The 21,478-nt window shown below is 38.6% G+C and carries 21 protein-coding genes, 20 tRNA genes, 2 rRNA genes and 4 riboswitches (1 of these 47 cut by a window edge); of the genes, 41 read left to right on the forward strand and 2 right to left on the reverse strand.

The annotated features are described in order from the left end of the window. From QUF93_RS06000 to QUF93_RS06115, 24 genes are all read left to right on the forward strand, one after another. Positions 1-1,172 (forward strand): 23S ribosomal RNA (locus tag QUF93_RS06000); it begins 1,750 nt to the left of the window's first position. 101 nt (positions 1,173-1,273) lie between these two features. Further along, positions 1,274-1,389 (forward strand): 5S ribosomal RNA (gene rrf, locus QUF93_RS06005). 5 nt (positions 1,390-1,394) lie between these two features. Next, positions 1,395-1,470 (forward strand) — tRNA-Val (locus QUF93_RS06010). A gap of 8 nt (positions 1,471-1,478) precedes the next feature. Then, a tRNA-Tyr gene (locus QUF93_RS06015) sits at positions 1,479-1,562 on the forward strand. Positions 1,563-1,574: 12 nt separating this feature from the next. Continuing rightward, positions 1,575-1,649: transfer RNA gene (locus QUF93_RS06020), tRNA-Gln, on the forward strand. Positions 1,650-1,653: 4 nt separating this feature from the next. Continuing rightward, positions 1,654-1,729, forward strand: a tRNA-Lys gene (locus QUF93_RS06025). A 14-nt stretch (positions 1,730-1,743) separates the two neighbouring features. Further along, a tRNA-Leu gene (locus tag QUF93_RS06030) sits at positions 1,744-1,824 on the forward strand. Between the two features lie 29 nt (positions 1,825-1,853). Next, a tRNA-Gly gene (locus tag QUF93_RS06035) sits at positions 1,854-1,928 on the forward strand. A 16-nt stretch (positions 1,929-1,944) separates the two neighbouring features. Continuing rightward, positions 1,945-2,033 (forward strand) — tRNA-Leu (locus QUF93_RS06040). Positions 2,034-2,036: 3 nt separating this feature from the next. Beyond that, a tRNA-Arg gene (locus QUF93_RS06045) sits at positions 2,037-2,110 on the forward strand. Positions 2,111-2,120: 10 nt separating this feature from the next. Further along, a tRNA-Pro gene (locus QUF93_RS06050) sits at positions 2,121-2,194 on the forward strand. Between the two features lie 15 nt (positions 2,195-2,209). Next, positions 2,210-2,282: transfer RNA gene (locus QUF93_RS06055), tRNA-Ala, on the forward strand. Between the two features lie 18 nt (positions 2,283-2,300). After that, a tRNA-Ser gene (locus QUF93_RS06060) sits at positions 2,301-2,393 on the forward strand. Between the two features lie 61 nt (positions 2,394-2,454). Continuing rightward, a tRNA-Ser gene (locus QUF93_RS06065) sits at positions 2,455-2,547 on the forward strand. A 24-nt stretch (positions 2,548-2,571) separates the two neighbouring features. Beyond that, positions 2,572-2,648 (forward strand) — tRNA-Met (locus QUF93_RS06070). A 2-nt stretch (positions 2,649-2,650) separates the two neighbouring features. Continuing rightward, positions 2,651-2,726, forward strand: a tRNA-Asp gene (locus QUF93_RS06075). 9 nt (positions 2,727-2,735) lie between these two features. After that, positions 2,736-2,811, forward strand: a tRNA-Phe gene (locus tag QUF93_RS06080). 9 nt (positions 2,812-2,820) lie between these two features. Next, a tRNA-Thr gene (locus QUF93_RS06085) sits at positions 2,821-2,893 on the forward strand. Between the two features lie 6 nt (positions 2,894-2,899). Further along, a tRNA-Trp gene (locus QUF93_RS06090) sits at positions 2,900-2,970 on the forward strand. 10 nt (positions 2,971-2,980) lie between these two features. Then, positions 2,981-3,057, forward strand: a tRNA-Ile gene (locus QUF93_RS06095). Between the two features lie 5 nt (positions 3,058-3,062). Beyond that, positions 3,063-3,137: transfer RNA gene (locus tag QUF93_RS06100), tRNA-Asn, on the forward strand. A 1-nt stretch (position 3,138) separates the two neighbouring features. Continuing rightward, positions 3,139-3,210, forward strand: a tRNA-Glu gene (locus tag QUF93_RS06105). A gap of 132 nt (positions 3,211-3,342) precedes the next feature. After that, on the forward strand, positions 3,343-3,762 hold the full coding sequence (locus QUF93_RS06110) for a CBS domain-containing protein (RefSeq protein WP_002116293.1): 420 nt from the start codon (positions 3,343-3,345) through the stop codon (positions 3,760-3,762). Between the two features lie 425 nt (positions 3,763-4,187). Next, on the forward strand, positions 4,188-5,339 hold the full coding sequence (locus QUF93_RS06115; protein ID WP_289358149.1) for a DUF3965 domain-containing protein: 1,152 nt from the start codon (positions 4,188-4,190) through the stop codon (positions 5,337-5,339). Positions 5,340-5,580: 241 nt separating this feature from the next. On the opposite strand, the gene QUF93_RS06120 is transcribed toward QUF93_RS06115, so the two are convergent. Both QUF93_RS06120 and QUF93_RS06125 read right to left on the reverse strand, forming a co-directional pair. Then, positions 5,581-5,913 (reverse strand): hypothetical protein, encoded by a 333-nt coding sequence (locus QUF93_RS06120; RefSeq protein WP_289358150.1) that lies wholly within the window; start codon positions 5,911-5,913, stop codon positions 5,581-5,583. Between the two features lie 5 nt (positions 5,914-5,918). Beyond that, positions 5,919-7,079 carry an SH3 domain-containing M23 family metallopeptidase gene (locus tag QUF93_RS06125; protein WP_289358151.1) on the reverse strand — a complete coding sequence of 387 codons (1,161 nt, stop codon included), beginning with the start codon at positions 7,077-7,079 and terminating at the stop codon, positions 5,919-5,921. Positions 7,080-7,342: 263 nt separating this feature from the next. After that, a riboswitch (TPP riboswitch) is annotated at positions 7,343-7,455 on the forward strand. Positions 7,456-7,515: 60 nt separating this feature from the next. Beyond that, a riboswitch (TPP riboswitch) is annotated at positions 7,516-7,619 on the forward strand. Between the two features lie 89 nt (positions 7,620-7,708). Between QUF93_RS06125 and tenA the strand changes: the two genes are divergently transcribed. From tenA to kdpC, 17 genes are all read left to right on the forward strand, one after another. Beyond that, positions 7,709-8,404 carry a thiaminase II gene (tenA, locus tag QUF93_RS06130; RefSeq protein ID WP_002116300.1) on the forward strand — a complete coding sequence of 232 codons (696 nt, stop codon included), beginning with the start codon at positions 7,709-7,711 and terminating at the stop codon, positions 8,402-8,404. Next, positions 8,373-9,122: an ABC transporter ATP-binding protein gene (locus QUF93_RS06135; RefSeq protein WP_128283092.1), complete on the forward strand. Its 750-nt coding sequence runs from the start codon at positions 8,373-8,375 to the stop codon at positions 9,120-9,122. Before tenA ends, QUF93_RS06135 begins: the two co-directional genes overlap by 32 nt. Next, a complete protein-coding gene (locus QUF93_RS06140) occupies positions 9,122-9,874 on the forward strand; it encodes an ABC transporter permease (RefSeq protein ID WP_289360960.1) in 753 nt (250 codons plus the stop codon). Before QUF93_RS06135 ends, QUF93_RS06140 begins: the two co-directional genes overlap by 1 nt. Then, positions 9,871-10,872 (forward strand): ABC transporter substrate-binding protein, encoded by a 1,002-nt coding sequence (locus tag QUF93_RS06145; protein ID WP_289358152.1) that lies wholly within the window; start codon positions 9,871-9,873, stop codon positions 10,870-10,872. The genes QUF93_RS06140 and QUF93_RS06145 overlap by 4 nt, the downstream gene beginning before the upstream one ends. Positions 10,873-10,882: 10 nt before the next feature. Beyond that, positions 10,883-11,503, forward strand: coding sequence for a thiazole tautomerase TenI (gene tenI / locus QUF93_RS06150; RefSeq protein ID WP_289358153.1), 621 nt, complete (start codon positions 10,883-10,885; stop codon positions 11,501-11,503). After that, positions 11,496-12,605: a glycine oxidase ThiO gene (thiO, locus tag QUF93_RS06155; protein ID WP_289358154.1), complete on the forward strand. Its 1,110-nt coding sequence runs from the start codon at positions 11,496-11,498 to the stop codon at positions 12,603-12,605. The genes tenI and thiO overlap by 8 nt, the downstream gene beginning before the upstream one ends. A 15-nt stretch (positions 12,606-12,620) precedes the next feature. Beyond that, positions 12,621-12,824, forward strand: a complete 204-nt coding sequence (gene thiS, locus QUF93_RS06160) for a sulfur carrier protein ThiS (protein WP_088232358.1) — start codon at positions 12,621-12,623, stop codon at positions 12,822-12,824. Positions 12,825-12,826: 2 nt separating this feature from the next. Continuing rightward, the gene (gene thiG, locus QUF93_RS06165; protein WP_002201724.1) at positions 12,827-13,597 is read left to right on the forward strand and encodes a thiazole synthase; all 771 of its coding nucleotides are present in this window, start codon (positions 12,827-12,829) and stop codon (positions 13,595-13,597) included. Further along, positions 13,590-14,609, forward strand: coding sequence for a thiazole biosynthesis adenylyltransferase ThiF (gene thiF, locus QUF93_RS06170; protein WP_289358155.1), 1,020 nt, complete (start codon positions 13,590-13,592; stop codon positions 14,607-14,609). The genes thiG and thiF overlap by 8 nt, the downstream gene beginning before the upstream one ends. Before the next feature lie 6 nt (positions 14,610-14,615). Beyond that, positions 14,616-15,437 carry a bifunctional hydroxymethylpyrimidine kinase/phosphomethylpyrimidine kinase gene (thiD, locus tag QUF93_RS06175; protein WP_289358156.1) on the forward strand — a complete coding sequence of 274 codons (822 nt, stop codon included), beginning with the start codon at positions 14,616-14,618 and terminating at the stop codon, positions 15,435-15,437. 85 nt (positions 15,438-15,522) lie between these two features. Further along, positions 15,523-15,670: riboswitch (cyclic di-AMP (ydaO/yuaA leader) on the forward strand. Positions 15,671-15,763: 93 nt separating this feature from the next. After that, on the forward strand, positions 15,764-16,150 hold the full coding sequence (locus tag QUF93_RS06180; protein WP_289358157.1) for a hypothetical protein: 387 nt from the start codon (positions 15,764-15,766) through the stop codon (positions 16,148-16,150). Positions 16,151-16,166: 16 nt separating this feature from the next. Next, on the forward strand, positions 16,167-16,397 hold the full coding sequence (locus QUF93_RS06185; protein WP_002116324.1) for a hypothetical protein: 231 nt from the start codon (positions 16,167-16,169) through the stop codon (positions 16,395-16,397). Between the two features lie 261 nt (positions 16,398-16,658). Next, positions 16,659-16,804: riboswitch (cyclic di-AMP (ydaO/yuaA leader) on the forward strand. Positions 16,805-16,900: 96 nt separating this feature from the next. Continuing rightward, positions 16,901-17,005: a SipW-dependent-type signal peptide-containing protein gene (locus QUF93_RS06190; RefSeq protein WP_000887889.1), complete on the forward strand. Its 105-nt coding sequence runs from the start codon at positions 16,901-16,903 to the stop codon at positions 17,003-17,005. Next, a complete protein-coding gene (gene kdpF, locus QUF93_RS06195) occupies positions 17,002-17,082 on the forward strand; it encodes a K(+)-transporting ATPase subunit F (RefSeq protein ID WP_000150656.1) in 81 nt (26 codons plus the stop codon). Before QUF93_RS06190 ends, kdpF begins: the two co-directional genes overlap by 4 nt. Positions 17,083-17,101: 19 nt before the next feature. Next, a complete protein-coding gene (kdpA, locus tag QUF93_RS06200; protein WP_002159229.1) occupies positions 17,102-18,769 on the forward strand; it encodes a potassium-transporting ATPase subunit KdpA in 1,668 nt (555 codons plus the stop codon). 13 nt (positions 18,770-18,782) lie between these two features. Next, positions 18,783-20,873, forward strand: a complete 2,091-nt coding sequence (gene kdpB / locus QUF93_RS06205) for a potassium-transporting ATPase subunit KdpB (RefSeq protein WP_289358158.1) — start codon at positions 18,783-18,785, stop codon at positions 20,871-20,873. Between the two features lie 17 nt (positions 20,874-20,890). Further along, positions 20,891-21,472 (forward strand): K(+)-transporting ATPase subunit C, encoded by a 582-nt coding sequence (kdpC, locus tag QUF93_RS06210; protein ID WP_289358159.1) that lies wholly within the window; start codon positions 20,891-20,893, stop codon positions 21,470-21,472. The last annotated feature ends 6 nt before the right edge of the window (positions 21,473-21,478 follow it).

Below are 21,478 nucleotides of genomic sequence, written 5' to 3' on the forward strand. Positions count from 1 at the left end.
AGGGGTGCTTTCTTAACGGAAAGCCGCAGTGAATAGGCCCAAGCGACTGTTTAGCAAAAACACAGGTCTCTGCGAAGCCGTAAGGCGAAGTATAGGGGCTGACACCTGCCCGGTGCTGGAAGGTTAAGGAGAGGGGTTAGCGTAAGCGAAGCTCTGAACTGAAGCCCCAGTAAACGGCGGCCGTAACTATAACGGTCCTAAGGTAGCGAAATTCCTTGTCGGGTAAGTTCCGACCCGCACGAAAGGTGTAACGATTTGGGCACTGTCTCAACCAGAGACTCGGTGAAATTATAGTACCTGTGAAGATGCAGGTTACCCGCGACAGGACGGAAAGACCCCGTGGAGCTTTACTGTAGCCTGATATTGAATTTTGGTACAGTTTGTACAGGATAGGCGGGAGCCATTGAAACCGGAGCGCTAGCTTCGGTGGAGGCGCTGGTGGGATACCGCCCTGACTGTATTGAAATTCTAACCTACGGGTCTTATCGACCCGGGAGACAGTGTCAGGTGGGCAGTTTGACTGGGGCGGTCGCCTCCTAAAGTGTAACGGAGGCGCCCAAAGGTTCCCTCAGAATGGTTGGAAATCATTCGTAGAGTGCAAAGGCATAAGGGAGCTTGACTGCGAGACCTACAAGTCGAGCAGGGACGAAAGTCGGGCTTAGTGATCCGGTGGTTCCGCATGGAAGGGCCATCGCTCAACGGATAAAAGCTACCCCGGGGATAACAGGCTTATCTCCCCCAAGAGTCCACATCGACGGGGAGGTTTGGCACCTCGATGTCGGCTCATCGCATCCTGGGGCTGTAGTCGGTCCCAAGGGTTGGGCTGTTCGCCCATTAAAGCGGTACGCGAGCTGGGTTCAGAACGTCGTGAGACAGTTCGGTCCCTATCCGTCGTGGGCGTAGGAAATTTGAGAGGAGCTGTCCTTAGTACGAGAGGACCGGGATGGACGCACCGCTGGTGTACCAGTTGTTCTGCCAAGGGCATAGCTGGGTAGCTATGTGCGGAAGGGATAAGTGCTGAAAGCATCTAAGCATGAAGCCCCCCTCAAGATGAGATTTCCCATAGCGTAAGCTAGTAAGATCCCTGAAAGATGATCAGGTTGATAGGTTCGAGGTGGAAGCATGGTGACATGTGGAGCTGACGAATACTAATAGATCGAGGACTTAACCATATAATATGAAGCAACGTTATCTAGTTTTGAGAGAATATAAAAAACTTGTTGACTTTAAAAGTTAAATAAGTTAAAATGATTCTTGTCTTAAATGAATATAGTCTGGTAATGATGGCAGAGAGGTCACACCCGTTCCCATACCGAACACGGAAGTTAAGCTCTCTAGCGCCGATGGTAGTTGGGACCTTGTCCCTGTGAGAGTAGGACGTTGCCAGGCAAAATGGAGGATTAGCTCAGCTGGGAGAGCACCTGCCTTACAAGCAGGGGGTCGGCGGTTCGATCCCGTCATCCTCCACCATTTATGTCGGAGGGGTAGCGAAGTGGCTAAACGCGGCGGACTGTAAATCCGCTCCTTCGGGTTCGGCAGTTCGAATCTGCCCCCCTCCACCATTTCTTAATTATTGGGCTATAGCCAAGCGGTAAGGCAACGGACTTTGACTCCGTCATGCGCTGGTTCGAATCCAGCTAGCCCAGCCATTAAGAGCCATTAGCTCAGTTGGTAGAGCATCTGACTTTTAATCAGAGGGTCGAAGGTTCGAATCCTTCATGGCTCACCATTTTAACAAAATATGCGGGTGTGGCGGAATTGGCAGACGCACTAGACTTAGGATCTAGCGCCTTTGGCGTGGGGGTTCGACTCCCTTCACCCGCACTTTTAATAAAATAACTCATACATGTCTTGCGGAAGTAGTTCAGTGGTAGAATACAACCTTGCCAAGGTTGGGGTCGCGGGTTCGAATCCCGTCTTCCGCTCCAATTTTCAATATGATATGCCGGGGTGGCGGAACAGGCAGACGCACAGGACTTAAAATCCTGCGGTGGGTGACCACCGTGCGGGTTCGACCCCCGCCCTCGGCACCATATGCGCCCGTAGCTCAATTGGATAGAGCGTTTGACTACGGATCAAGAGGTTAGGGGTTCGACTCCTCTCGGGCGCGCTTTTATTAACGGGAAGTGGCTCAGCTTGGTAGAGCACCTGGTTTGGGACCAGGGGGTCGCAGGTTCAAATCCTGTCTTCCCGATTTTCCCAAAAACATGGGGCCTTAGCTCAGCTGGGAGAGCGCCTGCCTTGCACGCAGGAGGTCAGCGGTTCGATCCCGCTAGGCTCCACTTTATTTTTTATATGTCGGAGGTATACCCAAGTTCGGCTGAAGGGATCGGTCTTGAAAACCGACAGGCGGCGAGAGTCGCGCGGGGGTTCGAATCCCTCTACCTCCTCCATTTTTTAAAAAAGTGGTTTAGTTACATATAAAAATAAATAAGATATTAATTTTTCCTTCATGGAGGTATACCCAAGTTCGGCTGAAGGGATCGGTCTTGAAAACCGACAGGCGGCGAGAGTCGCGCGGGGGTTCGAATCCCTCTACCTCCTCCATTTATTTTTAAAACATAATATCGTCGCGGGGTGGAGCAGTACGGTAGCTCGTCGGGCTCATAACCCGAAGGTCGCAGGTTCAAATCCTGTCCCCGCAACCAATGGTCCCGTGGTGTAGTGGTTAACATGCCTGCCTGTCACGCAGGAGATCGCCGGTTCGACCCCGGTCGGGACCGCCATTTTATGTTGGCTCGGTAGCTCAGTCGGTAGAGCAGAGGACTGAAAATCCTCGTGTCGGCGGTTCGATTCCGTCCCGAGCCACCATTTTTTTATGCCGGCTTAGCTCAATTGGTAGAGCAACTGACTTGTAATCAGTAGGTTGGGGGTTCAAGTCCTCTAGCCGGCATCATTTAGGGGCATAGTTTAAAGGTAGAACTGAGGTCTCCAAAACCTCCAGTGTGGGTTCGATTCCTACTGCCCCTGTAAAGTATATGGGCCTATAGCTCAGCTGGTTAGAGCGCACGCCTGATAAGCGTGAGGTCGATGGTTCGAGTCCATTTAGGCCCACCATATATTCCGCAGTAGCTCAGTGGTAGAGCTATCGGCTGTTAACCGATCGGTCGTAGGTTCGAGTCCTACCTGCGGAGCCATGGCCCGTTGGTCAAGTGGTTAAGACACCGCCCTTTCACGGCGGTAACACGGGTTCGAATCCCGTACGGGTCATAAAAAAAAGAGTCAGCATATTGCTGACTCTTTTTTATTATGTATAAGCCTCTTTTTATCACCGTATTTTCCTGAAATAAATAAAGGGATTTAGGAAAAGCTATGGTATGTATTAAAAGGAGGAGATGAAAAATGACACAAGTTAGAGAACTTATGAGTACTCATATCGTACATTGTACACCGTTAGATAATGTATATGAGGCGGCTGTAAAAATGAAGGAAGAATCGGTTGGAATGATTCCTGTTATTGAAAATAAACAAGTTGTTGGGCTTGTTACTGATCGAGACTTAGTTGTTCGTGGGATTGCTGAAAAACATCCTGGATCTAATCAAATTACAAATGTAATGACAACAAACATTGTTTCAGTTTCTCCAGATGATTCTATTGAAAAAGCTACAGAGTTAATGGCACAATATCAAATTAGACGATTACCGGTAGTTGAGAGCGGTCAACTTGTTGGGATGCTAGCACTAGGTGATTTAGCTATAAGAAAATCAGCAGATGATCAAGCAGGGTTTGCTCTAAGTGAAATCTCGGAGCATACGGAATAAATTATGTATAAAGATCAGATACATTATTCTAGTATATATGGATTAAACTAATATATTAGCGTGATGTATCTGAGACATTATATAATAAGTATAGAGTCAATATTTTTGACAGTTTTTTTAAATTTTCCATTCCTAATTTTTAATAAGAGAAAAAATGATATACTGAGAGATATAAGTATTATGAGAGGTTTTGAATATAACAATATTTATTATTAATGATGTAATAATGAATTAATATTTCCTACATAGATAAAGTGAAACTTTAATTATTGGGGGTTTTGTCCATCCTCCAATGATTATTAGTTGAACCAATCGGGCTTTTACGGGCAGTTTTATCTCCCATCTAACTTCCTCGCATTCACTGAATTTTGAGGTGGGAGTCTTACTGCACGCAAATAGCGGGATAAAAAGGGAAGGGGAATTATATGAGGGCTGTACAGGGCGATCCAAATTGGAATTTGGTTACAGATACATATATAGAACCAAATAATTTCGCTGAGTTATTTTCTTTGCTTGTACCTTGTCATCCAAAAGGTGAAGGGAAAGAGCGAACTATATTAGTATGGAAAGAAAAAGAATTTTATAAAGAAGAAAATTTAGCGGCATTTATCGTATATGGCATGAATAAAGTAAAGAATTTACCGCAGTTTCATAAAGATGAAATTCCAACTCTAGTACGTATTCTTCGTTTATGTCAAGAGATTGGTTGGTATGAAGAGGCAAATGCTTTTATGATAACCCAAGGGCTAGATGAATTTGTCCAAACTTCATTGGAGTATGAAACATGGGATCTTTTGACGAAAGCAGTTGCTTTAAACTATTTAATTATTAAATATCGTATTGGTGAATTAACAGCTGAGGATGTAGAGATTTGGGATCGAGTTAAATTTAATGAGAAATGTATAACAGATTGCAAACATCTATTATCTCATAAAGAAGTATTGGAATTTACATTCTTTTATATGTGTAAGCGAGCGAAGCTACTGTCAAAAGAGCAATTAAATAGTGATATGATGAGTTTAGCAATGCATTGTAATACTTTTGTGTATGATTTATATACACATGACTTATTACGAAAGTATCGTAAGTGTACAGACTTTCTATCATATTATGGACCTAGTCAAGCAGTTTTAGCTTGTCAAAAAGCTGTACTTTCTCAAATTTCCGATCGATTAGACCCTTTAAAGACAACTCATGTAGATGATTATTTATATGTGATGAAAGAAATGATGGAGCATATGACGATAGGGGTAATGGATCGGTATGGTCATTTTATTGGAAAGTTACTATCGTATGTACCATTTTTCGAAATGATCCAAGTTCCACAACATGCATATTATTGTGAAGAATTACTGTATATTTGTAAGGGAATTGAATACAAAGAAGAAATACTACGCAATTATATATTTATACAATTACATGATTGTTTACCATCATTCTTTAAACTATTTCTTAAAAATAAGCGTTATGCAACGATTCATGATATTCTTTTCTATTGGTGCGACGATGAACAAAGAATGAGCTTAGAGAAAAAATATAATCTTAGTTTTATTTATGAAAAATACGCTTGTGGATAAACCATATTTTACATATTAAAAATTAATATAAATTAAAAAAGGATCTCAAGTTTATGTGAGATCCTTTTTTGTTAGTAAAACAAGGAGAAAGTAACTAAGATAAGAAATAACATTCCATAAAGGAGAAATTGTGCAGTATAACTTCCTTGTATACCAAAAAAAGTATTCATTTTTTTATATAAATTCAATATATATTGAATTGGATTATCTTTGAAAGATTGGTACACAGTGTCTCCTCTTTCTAAGCTTCTTGTTCATGTTTTTGGTTATTAGGAACATTAACGTATCTAGCTATGAATAATAAAACACCTATAAAGAATACAGGAAGTACGGTAGATAAATAAAAACCATTACTAATTATATTTGTTATAAGAGCACTCAAAAGAAAAATTGCATTATAAATATGGGCAATTTTTTGTTTTAGCCGCATTTGTAATGCTTCCATAATGATTTCTAAAGCAACAAAAGCAATAATAATAGATAAAAATACAGTGTTCGTATTATAAATGACTAGACAACAGATTAAACCTAAAAAGGCCAGGTATTCAATAAAGAGAGGTATATCGCGTGGCATAAAATTTACCTAACTAAATATGGCAGTGGGTTCACTGCATTTGTTTTTTCAAAATTCCATTCCCCATTATGTAATTCAAAATGGAGATGTTGCCCGTATGAATGACCTGTGTTTCCCATATGACCTACTAATTGTCCAGTTTGTACTTGATCACCAGTTTGTACAGTGCGATCCTTCATATGAGCATAAACTGTTGTATATAATTTCCCATTTATTTGATGGGCGATGAACACGACATTGCCGTAGCTAGCTGAATAATAAGATTTCACAACTTTACCTGCAGCAGCAGCTTGAATAGAGACATTTCCTTGTGCTGCTATATCTATACCATAATGCATTTGCTCCCAGCGCATATCAAAAGTGGAGCTGATTTTCCCTTGAGTAGGGAATTTGAAAACTGCTGGGATTGATGAAGGTTGAGCTGTTTTAGCTTGTGCTTGATTTTGATTTTGCACTACATAGTGTTTTGCTACATATCCGTATCCTGTGCCAAAACGAATTTTATACCAAGTACCTACCGTTTCTACTACTTGTACTTGTGTACCACTTTGTAATGAGCCAAGTAGAGTGCTACTTGTACTAGCGTTGCTACGTACATTTAATTTTGGTGTTGCAACAGTATAAGAAGGAGAACCTTGTACAGTTACACCTTTTACTAGAGGTGTGGATCCATTAGATACAAATGTTTTTTGTACGTATCCAATTTGACCGTTATGTAATATTTTGTACCAATCCCCTTGTTCACCTTGAATGGTAATGAATTGACCATTTGGTAATATATCTAGAATAGAAGACTCTGTATTAGGTTCAGAACGAACGTTTAATGCGTTGGCATTTACGATATATTGATTCTTTGGTTGAACATTTTTTTTGAAGAGAATTGCATCTTTTTTCATATAGCCTGTTTTGTTGTTAACAGATACTTTATACCAATCTGGATTTGTCTCAAGAATAGTAACCGGGCTATTAAATCGAATGTTATCAATTATTGCACTGTCTGCATGGTTATTTTGATGTAGTGCAACGTTGTCAATTTTTACATATCCAGTTTTTACTGTAGATGGTTGCTTAGCAGCCGCTGTTTGTATATCGGATTCTCCCATAGAAGGAAGTAAAGAAGCAATTGCGATAGTAGTTGCTGTTAAAGCTGTAGCTTTCATATTCATGTAATAAAGACCTCCTCTAGTTGTATAGTTGTAATTTTATTATAGTATAAAGATATAATATATTGGTCGTATTCACATAAATGTAATATGAAATCAATAAAAATAAATAATGTTAGAAGAGAGGTTCATATATAAATATTGTATATATCATTTGTGGGGTCGCATTTATATGTGTTTAACACGCTCGTATTTAATTCACAATTAAGAAAATTAAAACAGTTGATGATGTCTTATGGCGGTGTTATACTGACAGTGATAATTTTATAGTTTGCTAGGAGGGCTGGTGTTGCCAGCTGAGAGTAAGACCTTAAGTCTTTGATCCTTTTTATTACCTGATCTAGATTATGCTAGCGTAGGGAAGCAATACGGACACTAACAATGAGTCCCCGTTTCTTTGCGTATAGAAACGGGGCTTTTTTATTTAAAAATTTCATATTGAAACCACTAGGGGTGCTTGATGTGCTGAGAGAGGAATAATCCTTAACCCTTACAACACCTGATCTAGATAATACTAGCGAAGGGAAGTGGAACAACGAATAAATTATAATTTTATTTGCTGTAACCACTTCTTATACACAGAAGTGGTTTTTTTATTGAGATAAATAGATATATAGGAAGGGGAATTATAAATGAAATTTTGTGAAAGATTATTTGATACGGTGCAGCCTGTTTGGGAGAAAAGTCATAATCATCCGTTTGTAGTAGGTATGGGGGATGGTACGTTGGAAAAAGACAAATTCCAGTACTATATTATTCAAGATTATTTATATTTGCTAGATTATGCAAAGCTATATGCAATTGGGGTTGTAAAGGCAACGAATCCACAAGTTATGGCAAAATTTGCAGAGCAAATTGATGGCATTTTAAATGGTGAAATGACGATTCATAAACAATATGCAAAAAGACTTGGTATTTCTGCACGAGAGATGGAATCTGCAAAACCATCTGCTAAAAATTTAGCATATACAAATTACATGATGTCTGTATCTCAAAATGGCACACTTGCAGAATTAATATCAGCTTTACTTCCATGTATGTGGAGCTATTGGGAGATTGGAAAGCGTTTAAATGATATTCCTGGAGCAAGAGATCATGAGTTCTTTGGTGAATGGATTCAAGGATATAGTTCTGAAGAATACGGTAACCTTTGTATTTGGTTAATAGATTTATTAAATGAAATGGCAGTTGGAAAGTCAGAGAAAGAGCTAGACCGATTAGAGGAGATTTTCTTATATTCCAGCCGATTTGAATATTTATTCTGGGATATGGCTTATCGTAAGGAGATGTGGGGTTTTGAGGAGCAAGAACATACTACAGTTTCATAATGTTTCCTTTCATTATGATGAGAAACCAATCATCGATGAATTAAATGCTTCTATACAAGATAAAGAGTTTGTAAGTATTATCGGACCGAGTGGATGCGGGAAAAGTACTTTATTTCGCCTTATTACAGGCTTAGAAGAGGCAAGTACTGGACAGATAGAGCTGACAGAAACAAAGAGTCATCCTGTAGGGTATATGCCCCAAAAAGATATGCTCTTGCCGTGGAGGACGATTATTGAGAATGCGGCCCTGCCGCTAGAGTGCCAAGGTGTACAGAAGAAAGAAGCGCAAGTAAAAGCGAAAGAACTGTTACATAAATTTGGTTTACAAGGGTACGAGAAAAAATATCCGAAAGATTTATCTGGTGGTATGAGACAACGCGTATCTTTTATCCGAACTTTATTAACAGGTGGGGAGATATTATTGTTAGATGAACCTTTTAGTGCATTGGACGCTTTAACGAAGGCATCTTTGCAAGAATGGTTGTTTGAACAATGGAAAGAGTGGGAAAAAACAATTTTATTTATCACTCATGATGTTGAAGAAGCATTGTTTCTTTCTAATCGAATTTTGGTTGTAGAAAATCAACCGATAGCAACTTTAACTGAGCGAATTGTGCCGCTTGATCGTAACCGAACAAGAAAAGATTTATATAAGCCTGAAGTGCTAGCGCTTAAAGAAGAGCTCCTTAGTATGTTACAAAGGCAGGTACTCGTATGATGAATCGCTTGAAGGAGTTATTACCTGCCCTCATATTAAGTGGAGTTTTACTTGCTCTATGGGAAGTAGGAGCAAGAATTGTAGATGAGATGTACATTTTACCGTCACCGTCTGCAATCGTAATGAAGATATGGAAACTAAAAGATATATTATTTACGGTTCATTTACCGGCAACATTATCCGTCGTTTTAATAGGTGTTGTTATTTCTGTCGTATTAGGTGTGGGGCTAGCAATGTTAATGAATGCGAATACGTGGATGGAAAGAGCATTTTATCCATTATTAGTAGCTTCTCAAACAATCCCGATTACAGCACTTGCGCCACTATTTGTTTTATGGTTTGGATATACCATTTGGAGCAAGGTTGTTGTCACTGTCTTAATTACGTTTTTCCCAATTGCGGTAAATACGTATGACGGACTGCGTAGTACGAAGAAAGAATGGGAGGAGCTTTTAGTTACGTATGGTGCAACAAAAAAAGATGTTTTTCTAAAGCTAAAGTTGCCATCTGCTCTTCCTTACTTTTTCTCAGCGTTAAAAATTGCAGTTCCGCTTAGTGTTATCGGGGCAGCAATTGGAGAATGGCTCGGTGCACAAGCTGGGCTTGGATATTTCAGTAAAAGAATGATGACGCAGTTAGATGGAGCTGGTGTATTTGCACCAATTGTATTGTTATCATTATTAGCTATTTTTTTCGTCATACTTGTTTCGATATTAGAAAAGAAATTTATTAGTTGGAGGAAGCATTCATGAAATTTTTAAAACGCATCTTTGTATTTACATTATTAGTTGCAATGATTGCAGGGTGCTCGAGTAATTCAGCATCAGATAAGAGTAAAAAAGAGAAAGAAATAACGGTCATGCTAGATTGGTATCCAAATGCGGTACATAGTTTTATTTATGCAGCAATTGAAAAAGGATACTTTAAAGAAGAAGGAGTAAAGGTAAATATTAAATTCCCTTCTAATCCGACTGATCCATTAACGTTAGCTGCAGCAGGGAAAGTGACAGTTGGTCTATATTATCAGCCAGATGTTGTTATGGCCAGAGCAAATGAACAAATTCCAGTGAAATCAATTGGAGCTGTCGTACGTTCGCCGTTAAATCATGTTGTATCGCTGAAATCAGCAGGTATTAAGTCACCTAAAGATTTAGAAGGAAAAACAGTAGGATACTCTGGAACACCTTTAAGTGAAGCGTATTTAAAAACGATGATAAAAGAAGATGGTGGTAATCCTGATACGGTGAAAGTAGTTGATGTTGGGTTTGATTTAGTACCAGCATTAATTACGAAGAAAGTAGATGCTGTAACAGGGGCATACATTAACCATGAAGTACCTGTTATGCGTCATGAAGGCCATGAACCAGCGTACTTTAATCCAGCTGATTACGGAGTACCGAACTATCATGAACTTGTGTTTGTAACAGGTGATAAAACGTTGGAAAAGGATAAAGAAGCATTGCAAGCCTTTTTACGTGGGGCGAAAAAAGGGTATGACTTTATGAAGAAAAACCCTGATGAAGCATTAAATATTTTATTAGATCATCAAGAAAAAGAAAACTTCCCACTTGTGCCAGAAGTTGAAAAAGAAAGTATGAAAATTTTATTAGAGAAGATGGAAACGAAAGATGAGCCATTCTTATCAGATTCAAAAGAGTCTTGGGAGAAACAAAATAAATGGCTGAAAGACAAAGGAATGACGAAAGAAATCGTTCCAGCCGATGAACTATTCGAAAACATTTTAAAGTAGGCGAATGAATATGAAAAATGAGCTCCATGTAATCTCAAATGGCCATATGCCATTCGAAGAGTTAGTGAATGTAGCGATGCAAATTGAGAGTGAGATTGATTATTTGCATATTCGTGAGCGTGAGAAAAGTACGAAGGAATTATATGAAGGTGTGGAAAGTCTTTTGAAAAAAGGCTTTCCAGCATCTAAGCTTGTTATAAATGATCGAATTGATATTGCTGTTTTATTAAATATCCCGCGTGTACAGCTAGGGTATCGAAGTACAGATGTAAGGTCAGTAAAAGAAAAGTTTTCGTATTTGCATGTTGGTTATTCCGTACATTCTTTAGAAGAAGCGATAGAGGCTTTTAAGAATGGGGCTGATTCGCTCGTTTATGGTCATGTATTCCCAACAGAGTGCAAAAAAGGTGTGCCAGCGAGAGGATTAGAGGAAATTTCGGACATTGCAAAGAGCTTATCGATACCGATTATAGCTATTGGAGGAATTACTCCTGAAAATACAAAGGATGTTCTTGCAAGTGAAGTAAGTGGAATTGCTGTTATGTCTGGAATTGTAAGTAATAGTAACCCGTATAGCAGAGTGAAATCTTATAAGGAATCAATAAGAAAGTGGGCGGGGAAACATGTGTGAGAAGTATGATGTAGCGATTATTGGCGGTGGTGTAATTGGTAGCTCAGTTGCACATTTTCTAGCAGAAAGAGGACATAAAGTAGCAATTATAGAGAAGCAGAGAATTGCATCGGAAGCTTCGAAAGCTGCTGCTGGTTTACTCGGTGTTCAGGCAGAATGGGATGCGTATGACCCGCTATTTGAACTTGCTAGAGAAAGCCGTGCTATATTTCCACAACTTGCAGCAGTTTTACGTGAAAAGACGGGGATTGATATTGGCTATGAGGAAAAAGGGATATATCGTATCGCTCAAAATGAGGATGAGAAAGAGAGAATTCTTCACATCATGGATTGGCAGCAGAAAACAGGTGAAGATTCCTATTTTCTAACGGGAGGCCATTTGCGAGAAAAAGAGCCGTTTCTATCCGAATCAATTATCGGAGCGGTATATTATCCGAAAGATGGTCACGTTATTGCACCAGAGCTTACGAAAGCATTCGCACATTCTGCAGCAATTTCCGGTGCTGATATATATGAACAGACAGAAGTATTTGATATCCGTATTGAAAATAATAAAGTGACTGGAATTGTGACAAGCGAAGGTATTATCACATGTGAGAAAGTTGTTATTGCGGGCGGTTCATGGAGCACGAAGCTACTAGGTCATTTTCACCGCGATTGGGGTACATATCCAGTTAAAGGAGAAGTGGTTGCAGTAAGAAGTAGAAGACCACTTTTAAAGGCGCCTATTTTTCAAGAAAGATTTTATATTGCCCCAAAACGCGGCGGACGTTACGTAATTGGAGCAACGATGAAGCCTCATACGTTTAATAAGACTGTGCAGCCAGAAAGTATTACTTCTATATTAGAGCGTGCTTATACAATATTGCCAGCTTTAAAAGAAGCAGAGTGGGAAAGCACATGGGCAGGATTAAGACCGCAATCGAATCATGAAGCTCCTTATATGGGAGAGCATGAAGAAATAAAAGGTTTATATGCTTGTACTGGGCATTATCGAAACGGTATTTTATTAAGTCCTGTTTCTGGTCAGTATATGGCTGATTTAATAGAAGGAAAGCAGGGGAATCATTTGCTAGATTCATTGCTTTCTAAAATGGTTTAGAAAGGGGATGGAAGTTTGAATTTAAAAATTAATGGTAACCAAATGGAAGTGCCGGCGAGTGTGAAAACAGTAGCTGAGCTACTTACACATTTAGAATTAGATAACAGAATTGTTGTAGTAGAACGTAATAAAGATATTTTACAAAAAGATGATCATAAAGATACATCTGTTTTTGATGGAGACCAAATTGAGATTGTAACTTTCGTAGGAGGCGGTTGATTATGTTAAACATTGGACCATTTTCATTTCATTCTAGACTTTTATTAGGAACAGGGAAATTCTCTGATTTTGATGTGCAACAAAAAGCAATTGACGTTTCTGAAGCTGAAATTTTAACGTTCGCAGTACGTCGTATGGATATATTTGATGCGAAGCAACCTAATTTATTAGAGAAACTTGATGTAAAAAAATATACGTTACTACCGAATACAGCTGGAGCAAAAAACGCTGAAGAAGCTGTTCGAATTGCAAAGTTAGCAAAAGCTTCTGGACTTTGCGACATGATAAAAGTAGAAGTTATTGGTGATGATAGAACGTTACTACCTGATCCAGTAGAAACGTTAAAGGCATCTGAAATGTTACTAGAAGAAGGATTTATCGTACTTCCGTACACATCTGATGATGTTGTATTAGCACGTAAATTACAAGAACTTGGTGTGCATGCGATTATGCCAGGAGCATCACCAATTGGTTCAGGGCTCGGCATTGTAAATCCATTAAATTTAAGTTTCATTATTGAACAAGCGACAGTACCAGTTATCGTTGACGCTGGTATTGGTAGCCCAGCTGATGCGGCATTTGCGATGGAGTTAGGAGCGGATGGTGTGTTATTAAATACTGCTGTGTCGGGAGCAAAAGATCCAATTAAGATGGCATACGCAATGAAATTAGGTATTGAGGCAGGGCGCATTGGCTTTGAAGCGGGGCGTATTGCACGTAAACGTTGTGCAACGGCAAGTAGTCCTTTAGAAGGAATGAGCGTAGTTGAATAATCGATATTCTCGCCAAGAACTATTTTCTCCAATTGGGGAAGAAGGACAACAAAAGATAAGAGAAAAGCATGTGCTTATTATCGGTGCAGGTGCATTAGGTAGTGCAAATGCGGAAATGTTCGTAAGAGCAGGTGTTGGCACAGTAACGATTGTTGACCGTGATTATGTCGATTGGAGTAATTTACAAAGACAACAATTGTATGCAGAAAGCGATGTAGAGAGTAATCTTCCGAAGGCTGTAGCGGCAAAGAAGCGTCTAGAAGAGATTAACAGTGAAGTAAGAGTAGAAGCTCTCGTTCAAGATGTAACAGCTGAAGAGCTAGAAGAACTCGTTATAAACGTTGATGTAATGATTGATGCAACTGATAATTTTGAAACACGTTTTATTGTGAATGATATAGCGCAAAAATATTCTATTCCATGGATTTATGGGGCATGTGTGGGGAGTTACGGCCTTTCTTACACAATTCTTCCTAGTAAAACGCCATGTTTATCTTGTTTATTACAATCGATTCCGCTTGGCGGAGCGACATGTGATACAGCGGGGATTATATCGCCTGCTGTATCTCTTGTTGTTTCTCATCAAGTAACGGAAGCTCTTAAATTGCTAGTAGAAGATTATGAATCGCTTCGAGATGGACTGGTATCGTTTGATGTGTGGAAAAATGAGTATTCATGTATGAATGTGCAAAAACTTCGAAAACATAATTGTCCTTCATGTGGTGAGCAAGCATTATATCCGTATTTAAATAAAGAAAACACTTCAAAAACAGCAGTGTTATGCGGGAGAAATACAGTTCAAATTAGACCACCCCATAAAGAAGAAATGAATTTTGAGCAATATAAAGAATTGCTGAATGGTCGCGTGAATGATTTGAATGTAAATCCATATTTATTATCATTTTCTGTTGAAGAAAAGAGATTAGTTGCTTTCAAAGATGGTCGTGTACTTGTGCATGGAACGAAAGATATAAGTGAAGCGAAAACAATTTATCATCGCTATTTTGGATAGAAAAGGATGAGTGGGATGAAAGTAAATAAAGCTTTAACAATTGCAGGATCTGATAGCGGAGGCGGTGCTGGAATTCAAGCAGATTTAAAAACTTTCCAAGAGCTTGGTGTGTACGGAATGACGGCTATTACAGCAATTACTGCTCAAAATACGCTTGGCGTTCAAGGGGTATATCCTGTTTCTTTAGAAGGAATTACGGAACAGCTGAATTCAATTGGTACGGATTTAACACCAGATGCTGTGAAACTAGGAATGTTATTTAGCAGTGAAATTATTCAAATTGTTGCAGAGCATATTAAGAAATTTGGCTGGAATAATATTGTGCTAGACCCTGTTATGATTGCAAAGGGCGGGGCATCATTATTACAACAAGAAGCAGTACAAGCATTAAAAGAATATTTATTACCAGTAGCAACCGTTGTAACACCGAATGTTCCAGAAGCAGAAGTGCTAACTGGGATGAAGATCCATAACATCGAAGATAGTAAGAAAGCTGCGAAAGTAATGCGCGAATTAGGTGCTAAATATGTGCTTATGAAAGGCGGACATGCGGAATATCAAGGTAATGAAGTAATTGATTTACTCTTTGATGGAGAAGAGTTTATCGAATTTAGAAGTGAACGAATTCCTTCGAAGCAAACGCATGGAAGTGGCTGTACATTTGCTTCAGCAGTTACGGCAGGACTTGCGAAAGGATACTCGATTGAAGAGGCAGTTCAAGAAGCAAAACGATTTATTAGTATAGCAATTGAAGAACCGTTGAATATTGGAAGTGGTCATGGACCGACGAATCATTTTGCGTATAAATTGAATAAAACGCGTGCGTAAGTAAGTGGAAAGTCAGTTTTGTAACTGGCTTTTTTTCTGTTTACTTTTTCCAAATACAAGAGTAATATATCAGCCAGAATACATTTTTTTGTAAACGCTGAGTCCAAATGTATGGAGCGGAGGAACCAATTTGTGCAGTGTCACTAGGGGTGAATCTTTCAATTTTGAAAGTAGGGCTACTCTCAAAGTCCGAATCCGACAGCTAACTTCGTAAGCGTCTTGAGAGAGGATGGTGCCAGGGTGGATACATCACTTCATCGGTCCGATTAGTATAGGGGAATATCAATCTACGTTTGAGTTCTTTTATGCTAAGGAGGATAAGGTACATGGAATTAACACTTATTTGTGTTGGAGAAGAAAACAAGATAAATAGTTTAAGAGAATTAGTAGCATTTCAGCATGAGTTAATTATTTTTACAGCAAATGAAGAGCTAGCAGCTGAAGTTAGAAATTGTGGATTTGATTCGACTTATAGCTGTAATAAGGAGCAGGATTTTACTAGTATTTGCGAGCGGATTAAGAAAGTGATTTTATTAGGAGATGAGTTTCCGATAGTTAGCTTCTTCACAGAACGCATTTGTTTTTATTTTAAAGCGCCTATTACTGTTGTTACGAGGAATAAACGATATCCGGCCAGGCTCTATGAAACAATTGGAGCTAAATTTGTAGTGTTTACGAACTGTGATAATATTTCTTTTTTATTTTTTGAATAGGGCGGGGGAAATGAAGATGAAGGTGTTGTTACTAGGAGATATAGCGAATCGTTGGGCGGCATCGGTAGAGAGAGTTCAAGAATTGATAGTGCTCGATCCTATTTTTCCAAGGCCATATATAATATTGCCATCGAAAGATGCTTTATATTTAAAAACGGATATTATCGAATATGAGCAGTTACATGCAGAACTGGCACAGGTTTATATTCGAGGGAGAAATTTACGTGCATTTTTACGAGGAGAATAAAGAGTGAATGAAAAAAGAGCGAATGCTGAGTGCAACAAGCTATGCACTTCATGTAATTCGCTCTTTTTATTTCATATTTAAAAGATCATTTTTATGAAAAAGAAAGAAAAGACAAGGAAATAGATGAAATTATATGAATAATACGTAATGTAAGCGTTTAAATGATAGGATATTTTCTTATTTTAAGTAATTTACCTCTTTACAAGTTAAATATAGAGGAGTATATTTACTCTCATAAATCATTCATGAAATTTCCAAAAAAACCTAAAATCGCTGAGTTCCAGAAATGGAGCGGGGGAACCAATTTTGTGCATCGTCACTTGGGGTGAATCTTTCAGTTTTGAAAGTAGGGCTACTCTTTAGGCCCGAATCCGACAGCTAACCTCGTAAGCGTTTAGAGAGGAGGTTTACTTTGTGTTGTTCACTTCGAACACTAAGTAGAGCTTAGTGTTCTTTTTTTGATAATCATATGGTAAATTTTAACAAAAAAGTGAGGGGTAGCTATGTTAGATGTTGTGATGATCGGAATTTTTGTTGTATTAGTCGCATCGATGGCAAGTCTTGCAAGTTGGTCAGATAAAGTTGTGAAAGAAGGGAAGCAATCATGACGATTGCCTTATCGGTTATTGTTGCAGCGATTACGGTGTACTTAGTTTATGCATTATTAAATCCAGAAAAGTTTTAATTAGGGGGAATCATTCATTATGATTTGGGTCGCAGTCGTTATTACAATGCTCTTGTTTATTTTAGTAGCAAAGCCAACGGGGATTTATTTAGAGAAAGCCTTTCAAGGTAGCAAAACACTAGATAAAGTATTCGGGCCTTTTGAAAAACTTATTTTTAAAATTACGGGTGTGAAAGCATACAATCAAACGTGGAAACAGTATGCATTATCACTAGTTTTATTAAATGGATTTATGATTGTCGTTGTATATTTCATTTTTAGATTACAAGGTGTATTGCCATTAAATCCAGCACACATTGAAGGAATGGAGCCTACGCTCGCTTTTAATACAGCAATTAGCTTTATGGCTGATACAAACTTACAGCATTATAGCGGTGAAAATGGTTTATCTTATTTATCACAATTAATCGGGATTACATTTTTAATGTTTGCGGCACCAGCAACGACGTTAGCACTCGTTATGGCTTTTATAAGAGGACTCGCTGGAAAAGAACTCGGTAACTTTTTCGTTGATTTTACGAGAGCATTAACGAGAGTTTTTCTTCCTATCGCATTTATTGCGGCGCTAGTTTTTGTCGCACTTGGTGTACCACAAACGTTAGACGGGGCAGTTACAGCACAAACAATTGATGGTGCAAAGCAAAGTATTTTACGTGGTCCAGTTGCATCATTCGTTTCCATTAAGGAACTTGGAAATAACGGCGGTGGATTTTTCGGAGCAAATTCTACACATCCTTTCGAAAATCCAGGACAAATGAGTAATATTTTACAAATGATGCTTATGATGTTATTGCCAACAGCACTACCATTTACGTACGGACGAATGGTAGGAAATAAAAAACAAGGACGTATCCTTTTTGTTTCACTATTTATGGTGTTTTTACTAGGATTTATAACGATTACTACAGCGGAATTAAATGGGAATCCAGCGTTAAATGGAATGGGTATTGAACATGTACAAGGAAGTACAGAAGGAAAAGAAGTACGATTCGGAACAGTATTTTCTTCACTATACGCAACAGTAACGACAGCTGCTGAAACAGGGGCCGTTAATACGATGCATGATACGTTAACACCAATTGGCGGGTTAGTACCACTCGTAAATATGATGTTAAATACAGTATACGGCGGTGTTGGAGCAGGCTTTGTGAACATTATTATGTATGCAATAATCGCAGTATTTATATCTGGATTAATGGTTGGTCGGACACCAGAGTTTTTAGGTAAGAAGATTGAAGGTAAGGAAATGAAATTGATTGCGGTAACGATATTATTTCACCCATTACTTATTTTAGGGTTTTCAGCATTAGCTCTTTCAACAAGTTTAGGAACGGATGCAATTTCTCATTCAGGTTTCCACGGTTTAACGCAAGTTGTATATGAATACACATCGTCAGCTGCGAATAATGGATCTGGATTTGAAGGATTAGCAGATAATACACCGTTTTGGAATATTACGACTGGTTTAGTGATGTTTTTAGGACGCTATTTCAGTTTAATTACGATGCTAGCTGTGGCAGCTTCATTGAAAGAGAAGACGGTAGTACCCGAAACAGTCGGAACGTTCCGTACGGATAATGGTTTATTTGGAGGGATCTTTATTGGAACGATTGTAATTGTTGGTGCGTTAACATTTTTCCCGATGTTAGTACTTGGACCAATTGCAGAATTTCTTACATTGAAGTAATGGAGGGTAAATGATGAGACCGGTAGTGGTAAAAGAAAAACAAGTAAATCAGTCACAAATACATGCTGTAGAAGATGAGGTTAGACAAGCGAAAACGTTGGATCGTGATATCGTGACGCATGCGATGAAACAATCCTTTGCGAAATTGAATCCGAAAGTAATGATAAAGAATCCTATTATGTTCATTGTGGAAATTGGATTTATAATTACGTTCATTTTATCCTTTCTTCCAAGTAGTTCTAGTAGTGTACCAGGATGGTTTAATATAACAGTTTCTCTCATTCTATTATTTACAGTTTTATTTGCTAACTTTGCAGAAGCGTTAGCTGAAGGTCGTGGTAAAGCGCAAGCAGATTCTTTAAAACAATCGAAAAAAGATGTATTTGCAAATGTTGTAAAAGAAAATGGGGACATTGTTCAAGTTTCAGCAACTGATCTGAGAAAAGGTGACGTTGTTATTGTAAAACAAGGAGAAATGATTCCAAATGATGGTGAAGTAATTAAAGGATTAGCGTCTGTAGATGAATCTGCAATAACAGGAGAATCAGCTCCTGTTATAAAAGAAGCGGGTGGTGATTTTTGTTCCGTAACAGGCGGTACGATGGTCGTAAGTGATGAGATTACAATTGTGATTACGAGTAACCCAGGTGAATCATTTATCGATAAAATGATTTCTTTAGTAGAAGGAGCTGCTCGTCAAAAAACGCCGAATGAAATTGCCTTAAATACAGTATTAACGAGTTTAACTCTAATTTTCTTAATCGTCGTTGTGACGTTGCCGATTTTTACAAACTATTTAGGGTTTCAAATTGATACAGCTGTACTTGTAGCATTGTTAGTTTGTTTAATTCCAACGACAATTGGTGGGTTATTATCAGCGATTGGTATTGCTGGGATGGACCGCGTGACAAAGTTCAATGTATTAGCGATGTCGGGTAAAGCAGTAGAAGCTGCGGGTGATATTAATACAATTATTTTAGATAAAACGGGTACGATTACTTTCGGGAACCGAATGGCTCATACATTATTACCTGTAGGAAATGAAACGATTGAGCAAGTTGGAAAGTGGGCTGCTATTAGCTCAGTTTTAGATGAAACACCAGAAGGTCGATCAGTTATAGAATATGTAAAAACGAAGTCTATATCATATAATCGAGAAATTGCAGAACAAGGTGAATTTGTTCCATTTAAAGCAGAAACGAGAATGAGTGGTGTCGATTTACAGGATGGGACGAAAGTGAGAAAAGGTGCCGTTGGTGCCGTTATTGAATGGGTTAGGTCGCAAGGTGGAACGATTCCGAAAGATGTGAATCAAAAAGCAGATTTCATTTCAAAAGAGGGTGGAACACCACTTGTAGTTGCAGTAGATGATCGTATTTACGGTTTAATCTATTTAAAGGATACAGTAAAACCTGGTATGCGTGAGCGTTTTGAACAATTGCGCCAAATGGGGATTAAAACGGTTATGTGCACAGGGGATAACCCATTAACGGCAGCAACAATTGCAAAAGAAGCTGGAGTAGATGAATTCGTTGCCGAGTGTAAACCAGAAGATAAAATTGCAGTTATTAAAGCAGAGCAAGATAAAGGAAAACTTGTAGCAATGACAGGTGATGGTACAAATGATGCCCCGGCGTTAGCGCAAGCCGACGTTGGATTAGCGATGAATAGTGGTACGACAGCTGCGAAAGAAGCAGCGAACATGATCGATCTAGATTCGAATCCAACGAAAATTATTGAGGTTGTAGGAATCGGTAAGCAATTGTTAATGACACGTGGTGCGTTAACGACGTTTAGTATTGCAAATGATATAGCGAAATATTTTGCAATTATTCCGGCGATGTTTACACTTGCAATTCCGCAAATGGAAGCATTAAACATTATGAAATTAACATCGCCAATTTCAGCGATTTTATCAGCATTAATATTTAACGCTGTTATTATTCCGTTACTTATTCCGCTAGCAATGAAAGGTATTGCATATAAACCGATGAGTTCTAACGCACTACTTGGTCGGAACCTACTTATTTATGGGCTTGGTGGTGTTATCGTTCCGTTCATTGGAATTAAAGTAATTGATATGATTGTCGGTTTGTTCATATAAGGAAGAGGGGAAAAAAGATGGCGAAAAAACAAAGTATACTTTCACCAATTATTCGTATTACTTTTACGTTCTTAGTGTTGTGTGGACTTGTATACCCGCTTATTGTAACTGGTATTGCGCAAGCGGTAATGAAGGATAATGCGGATGGAAGTCTTATATATAATGATAAGGATGAAGTAGTTGGTTCAAAATTAATCGGTCAAAATTTCACAGATCCACGTTATTTTCATGGGCGTGTCTCTAGTATAGAATATAAAGCAGAAGCATCTGGTTCAAATAACTATGCACCGTCTAATCCAGATTTAGAGAAACGAGTAGAGAAAAGTATTGCAGACTGGAAAGAACAAAATCCAACTGTTCCAGTTACAGAAGTACCGATAGATTTAGTGACGAATTCAGGTTCAGGGCTTGATCCTGACATTAGTCCGAAGGCGGCTTCTGTGCAGGTAGATCGTATCTCAAAATTAACGAATATTCCGAAAGAAAAGCTAGATCAATTGATTAAGGATCAAACGGAAGGCGCTGCACTCGGTTTATTTGGAGAAGATCGCGTAAACGTCTTAAAGTTAAATTTAGAATTACAGAAATTAATGAAATAGTAACAG

Source organism: Bacillus hominis (assembly GCF_030348325.1).
Lineage (GTDB): Bacteria > Bacillota > Bacilli > Bacillales > Bacillaceae_G > Bacillus_A > Bacillus_A hominis.

What these genes read in the sequence shown, in the direction of transcription:
- thiO (WP_289358154.1), top strand. Translation starts at nt 11,496, where the DNA reads ATGTGTGAGAAGTATGATGTAGCGATTATTGGCGGTGGTGTAATTGGT.
- kdpC (WP_289358159.1), top strand. Translation starts at nt 20,891, where the DNA reads ATGGCGAAAAAACAAAGTATACTTTCACCAATTATTCGTATTACTTTT.
- kdpB (WP_289358158.1), top strand. Translation starts at nt 18,783, where the DNA reads ATGAGACCGGTAGTGGTAAAAGAAAAACAAGTAAATCAGTCACAAATA.
- QUF93_RS06185 (WP_002116324.1), top strand. Translation starts at nt 16,167, where the DNA reads ATGAAGGTGTTGTTACTAGGAGATATAGCGAATCGTTGGGCGGCATCG.
- thiG (WP_002201724.1), top strand. Translation starts at nt 12,827, where the DNA reads ATGTTAAACATTGGACCATTTTCATTTCATTCTAGACTTTTATTAGGA.
- QUF93_RS06140 (WP_289360960.1), top strand. Translation starts at nt 9,122, where the DNA reads ATGAATCGCTTGAAGGAGTTATTACCTGCCCTCATATTAAGTGGAGTT.
- QUF93_RS06110 (WP_002116293.1), top strand. Translation starts at nt 3,343, where the DNA reads ATGACACAAGTTAGAGAACTTATGAGTACTCATATCGTACATTGTACA.
- thiD (WP_289358156.1), top strand. Translation starts at nt 14,616, where the DNA reads ATGAGTGGGATGAAAGTAAATAAAGCTTTAACAATTGCAGGATCTGAT.
- kdpF (WP_000150656.1), top strand. Translation starts at nt 17,002, where the DNA reads ATGACGATTGCCTTATCGGTTATTGTTGCAGCGATTACGGTGTACTTA.
- kdpA (WP_002159229.1), top strand. Translation starts at nt 17,102, where the DNA reads ATGATTTGGGTCGCAGTCGTTATTACAATGCTCTTGTTTATTTTAGTA.
- QUF93_RS06145 (WP_289358152.1), top strand. Translation starts at nt 9,871, where the DNA reads ATGAAATTTTTAAAACGCATCTTTGTATTTACATTATTAGTTGCAATG.
- QUF93_RS06125 (WP_289358151.1), bottom strand. Translation starts at nt 7,079, where the DNA reads ATGAATATGAAAGCTACAGCTTTAACAGCAACTACTATCGCAATTGCT.
- tenI (WP_289358153.1), top strand. Translation starts at nt 10,883, where the DNA reads ATGAAAAATGAGCTCCATGTAATCTCAAATGGCCATATGCCATTCGAA.
- QUF93_RS06120 (WP_289358150.1), bottom strand. Translation starts at nt 5,913, where the DNA reads ATGCCACGCGATATACCTCTCTTTATTGAATACCTGGCCTTTTTAGGT.
- QUF93_RS06115 (WP_289358149.1), top strand. Translation starts at nt 4,188, where the DNA reads ATGAGGGCTGTACAGGGCGATCCAAATTGGAATTTGGTTACAGATACA.
- tenA (WP_002116300.1), top strand. Translation starts at nt 7,709, where the DNA reads ATGAAATTTTGTGAAAGATTATTTGATACGGTGCAGCCTGTTTGGGAG.
- QUF93_RS06190 (WP_000887889.1), top strand. Translation starts at nt 16,901, where the DNA reads ATGTTAGATGTTGTGATGATCGGAATTTTTGTTGTATTAGTCGCATCG.
- QUF93_RS06180 (WP_289358157.1), top strand. Translation starts at nt 15,764, where the DNA reads ATGGAATTAACACTTATTTGTGTTGGAGAAGAAAACAAGATAAATAGT.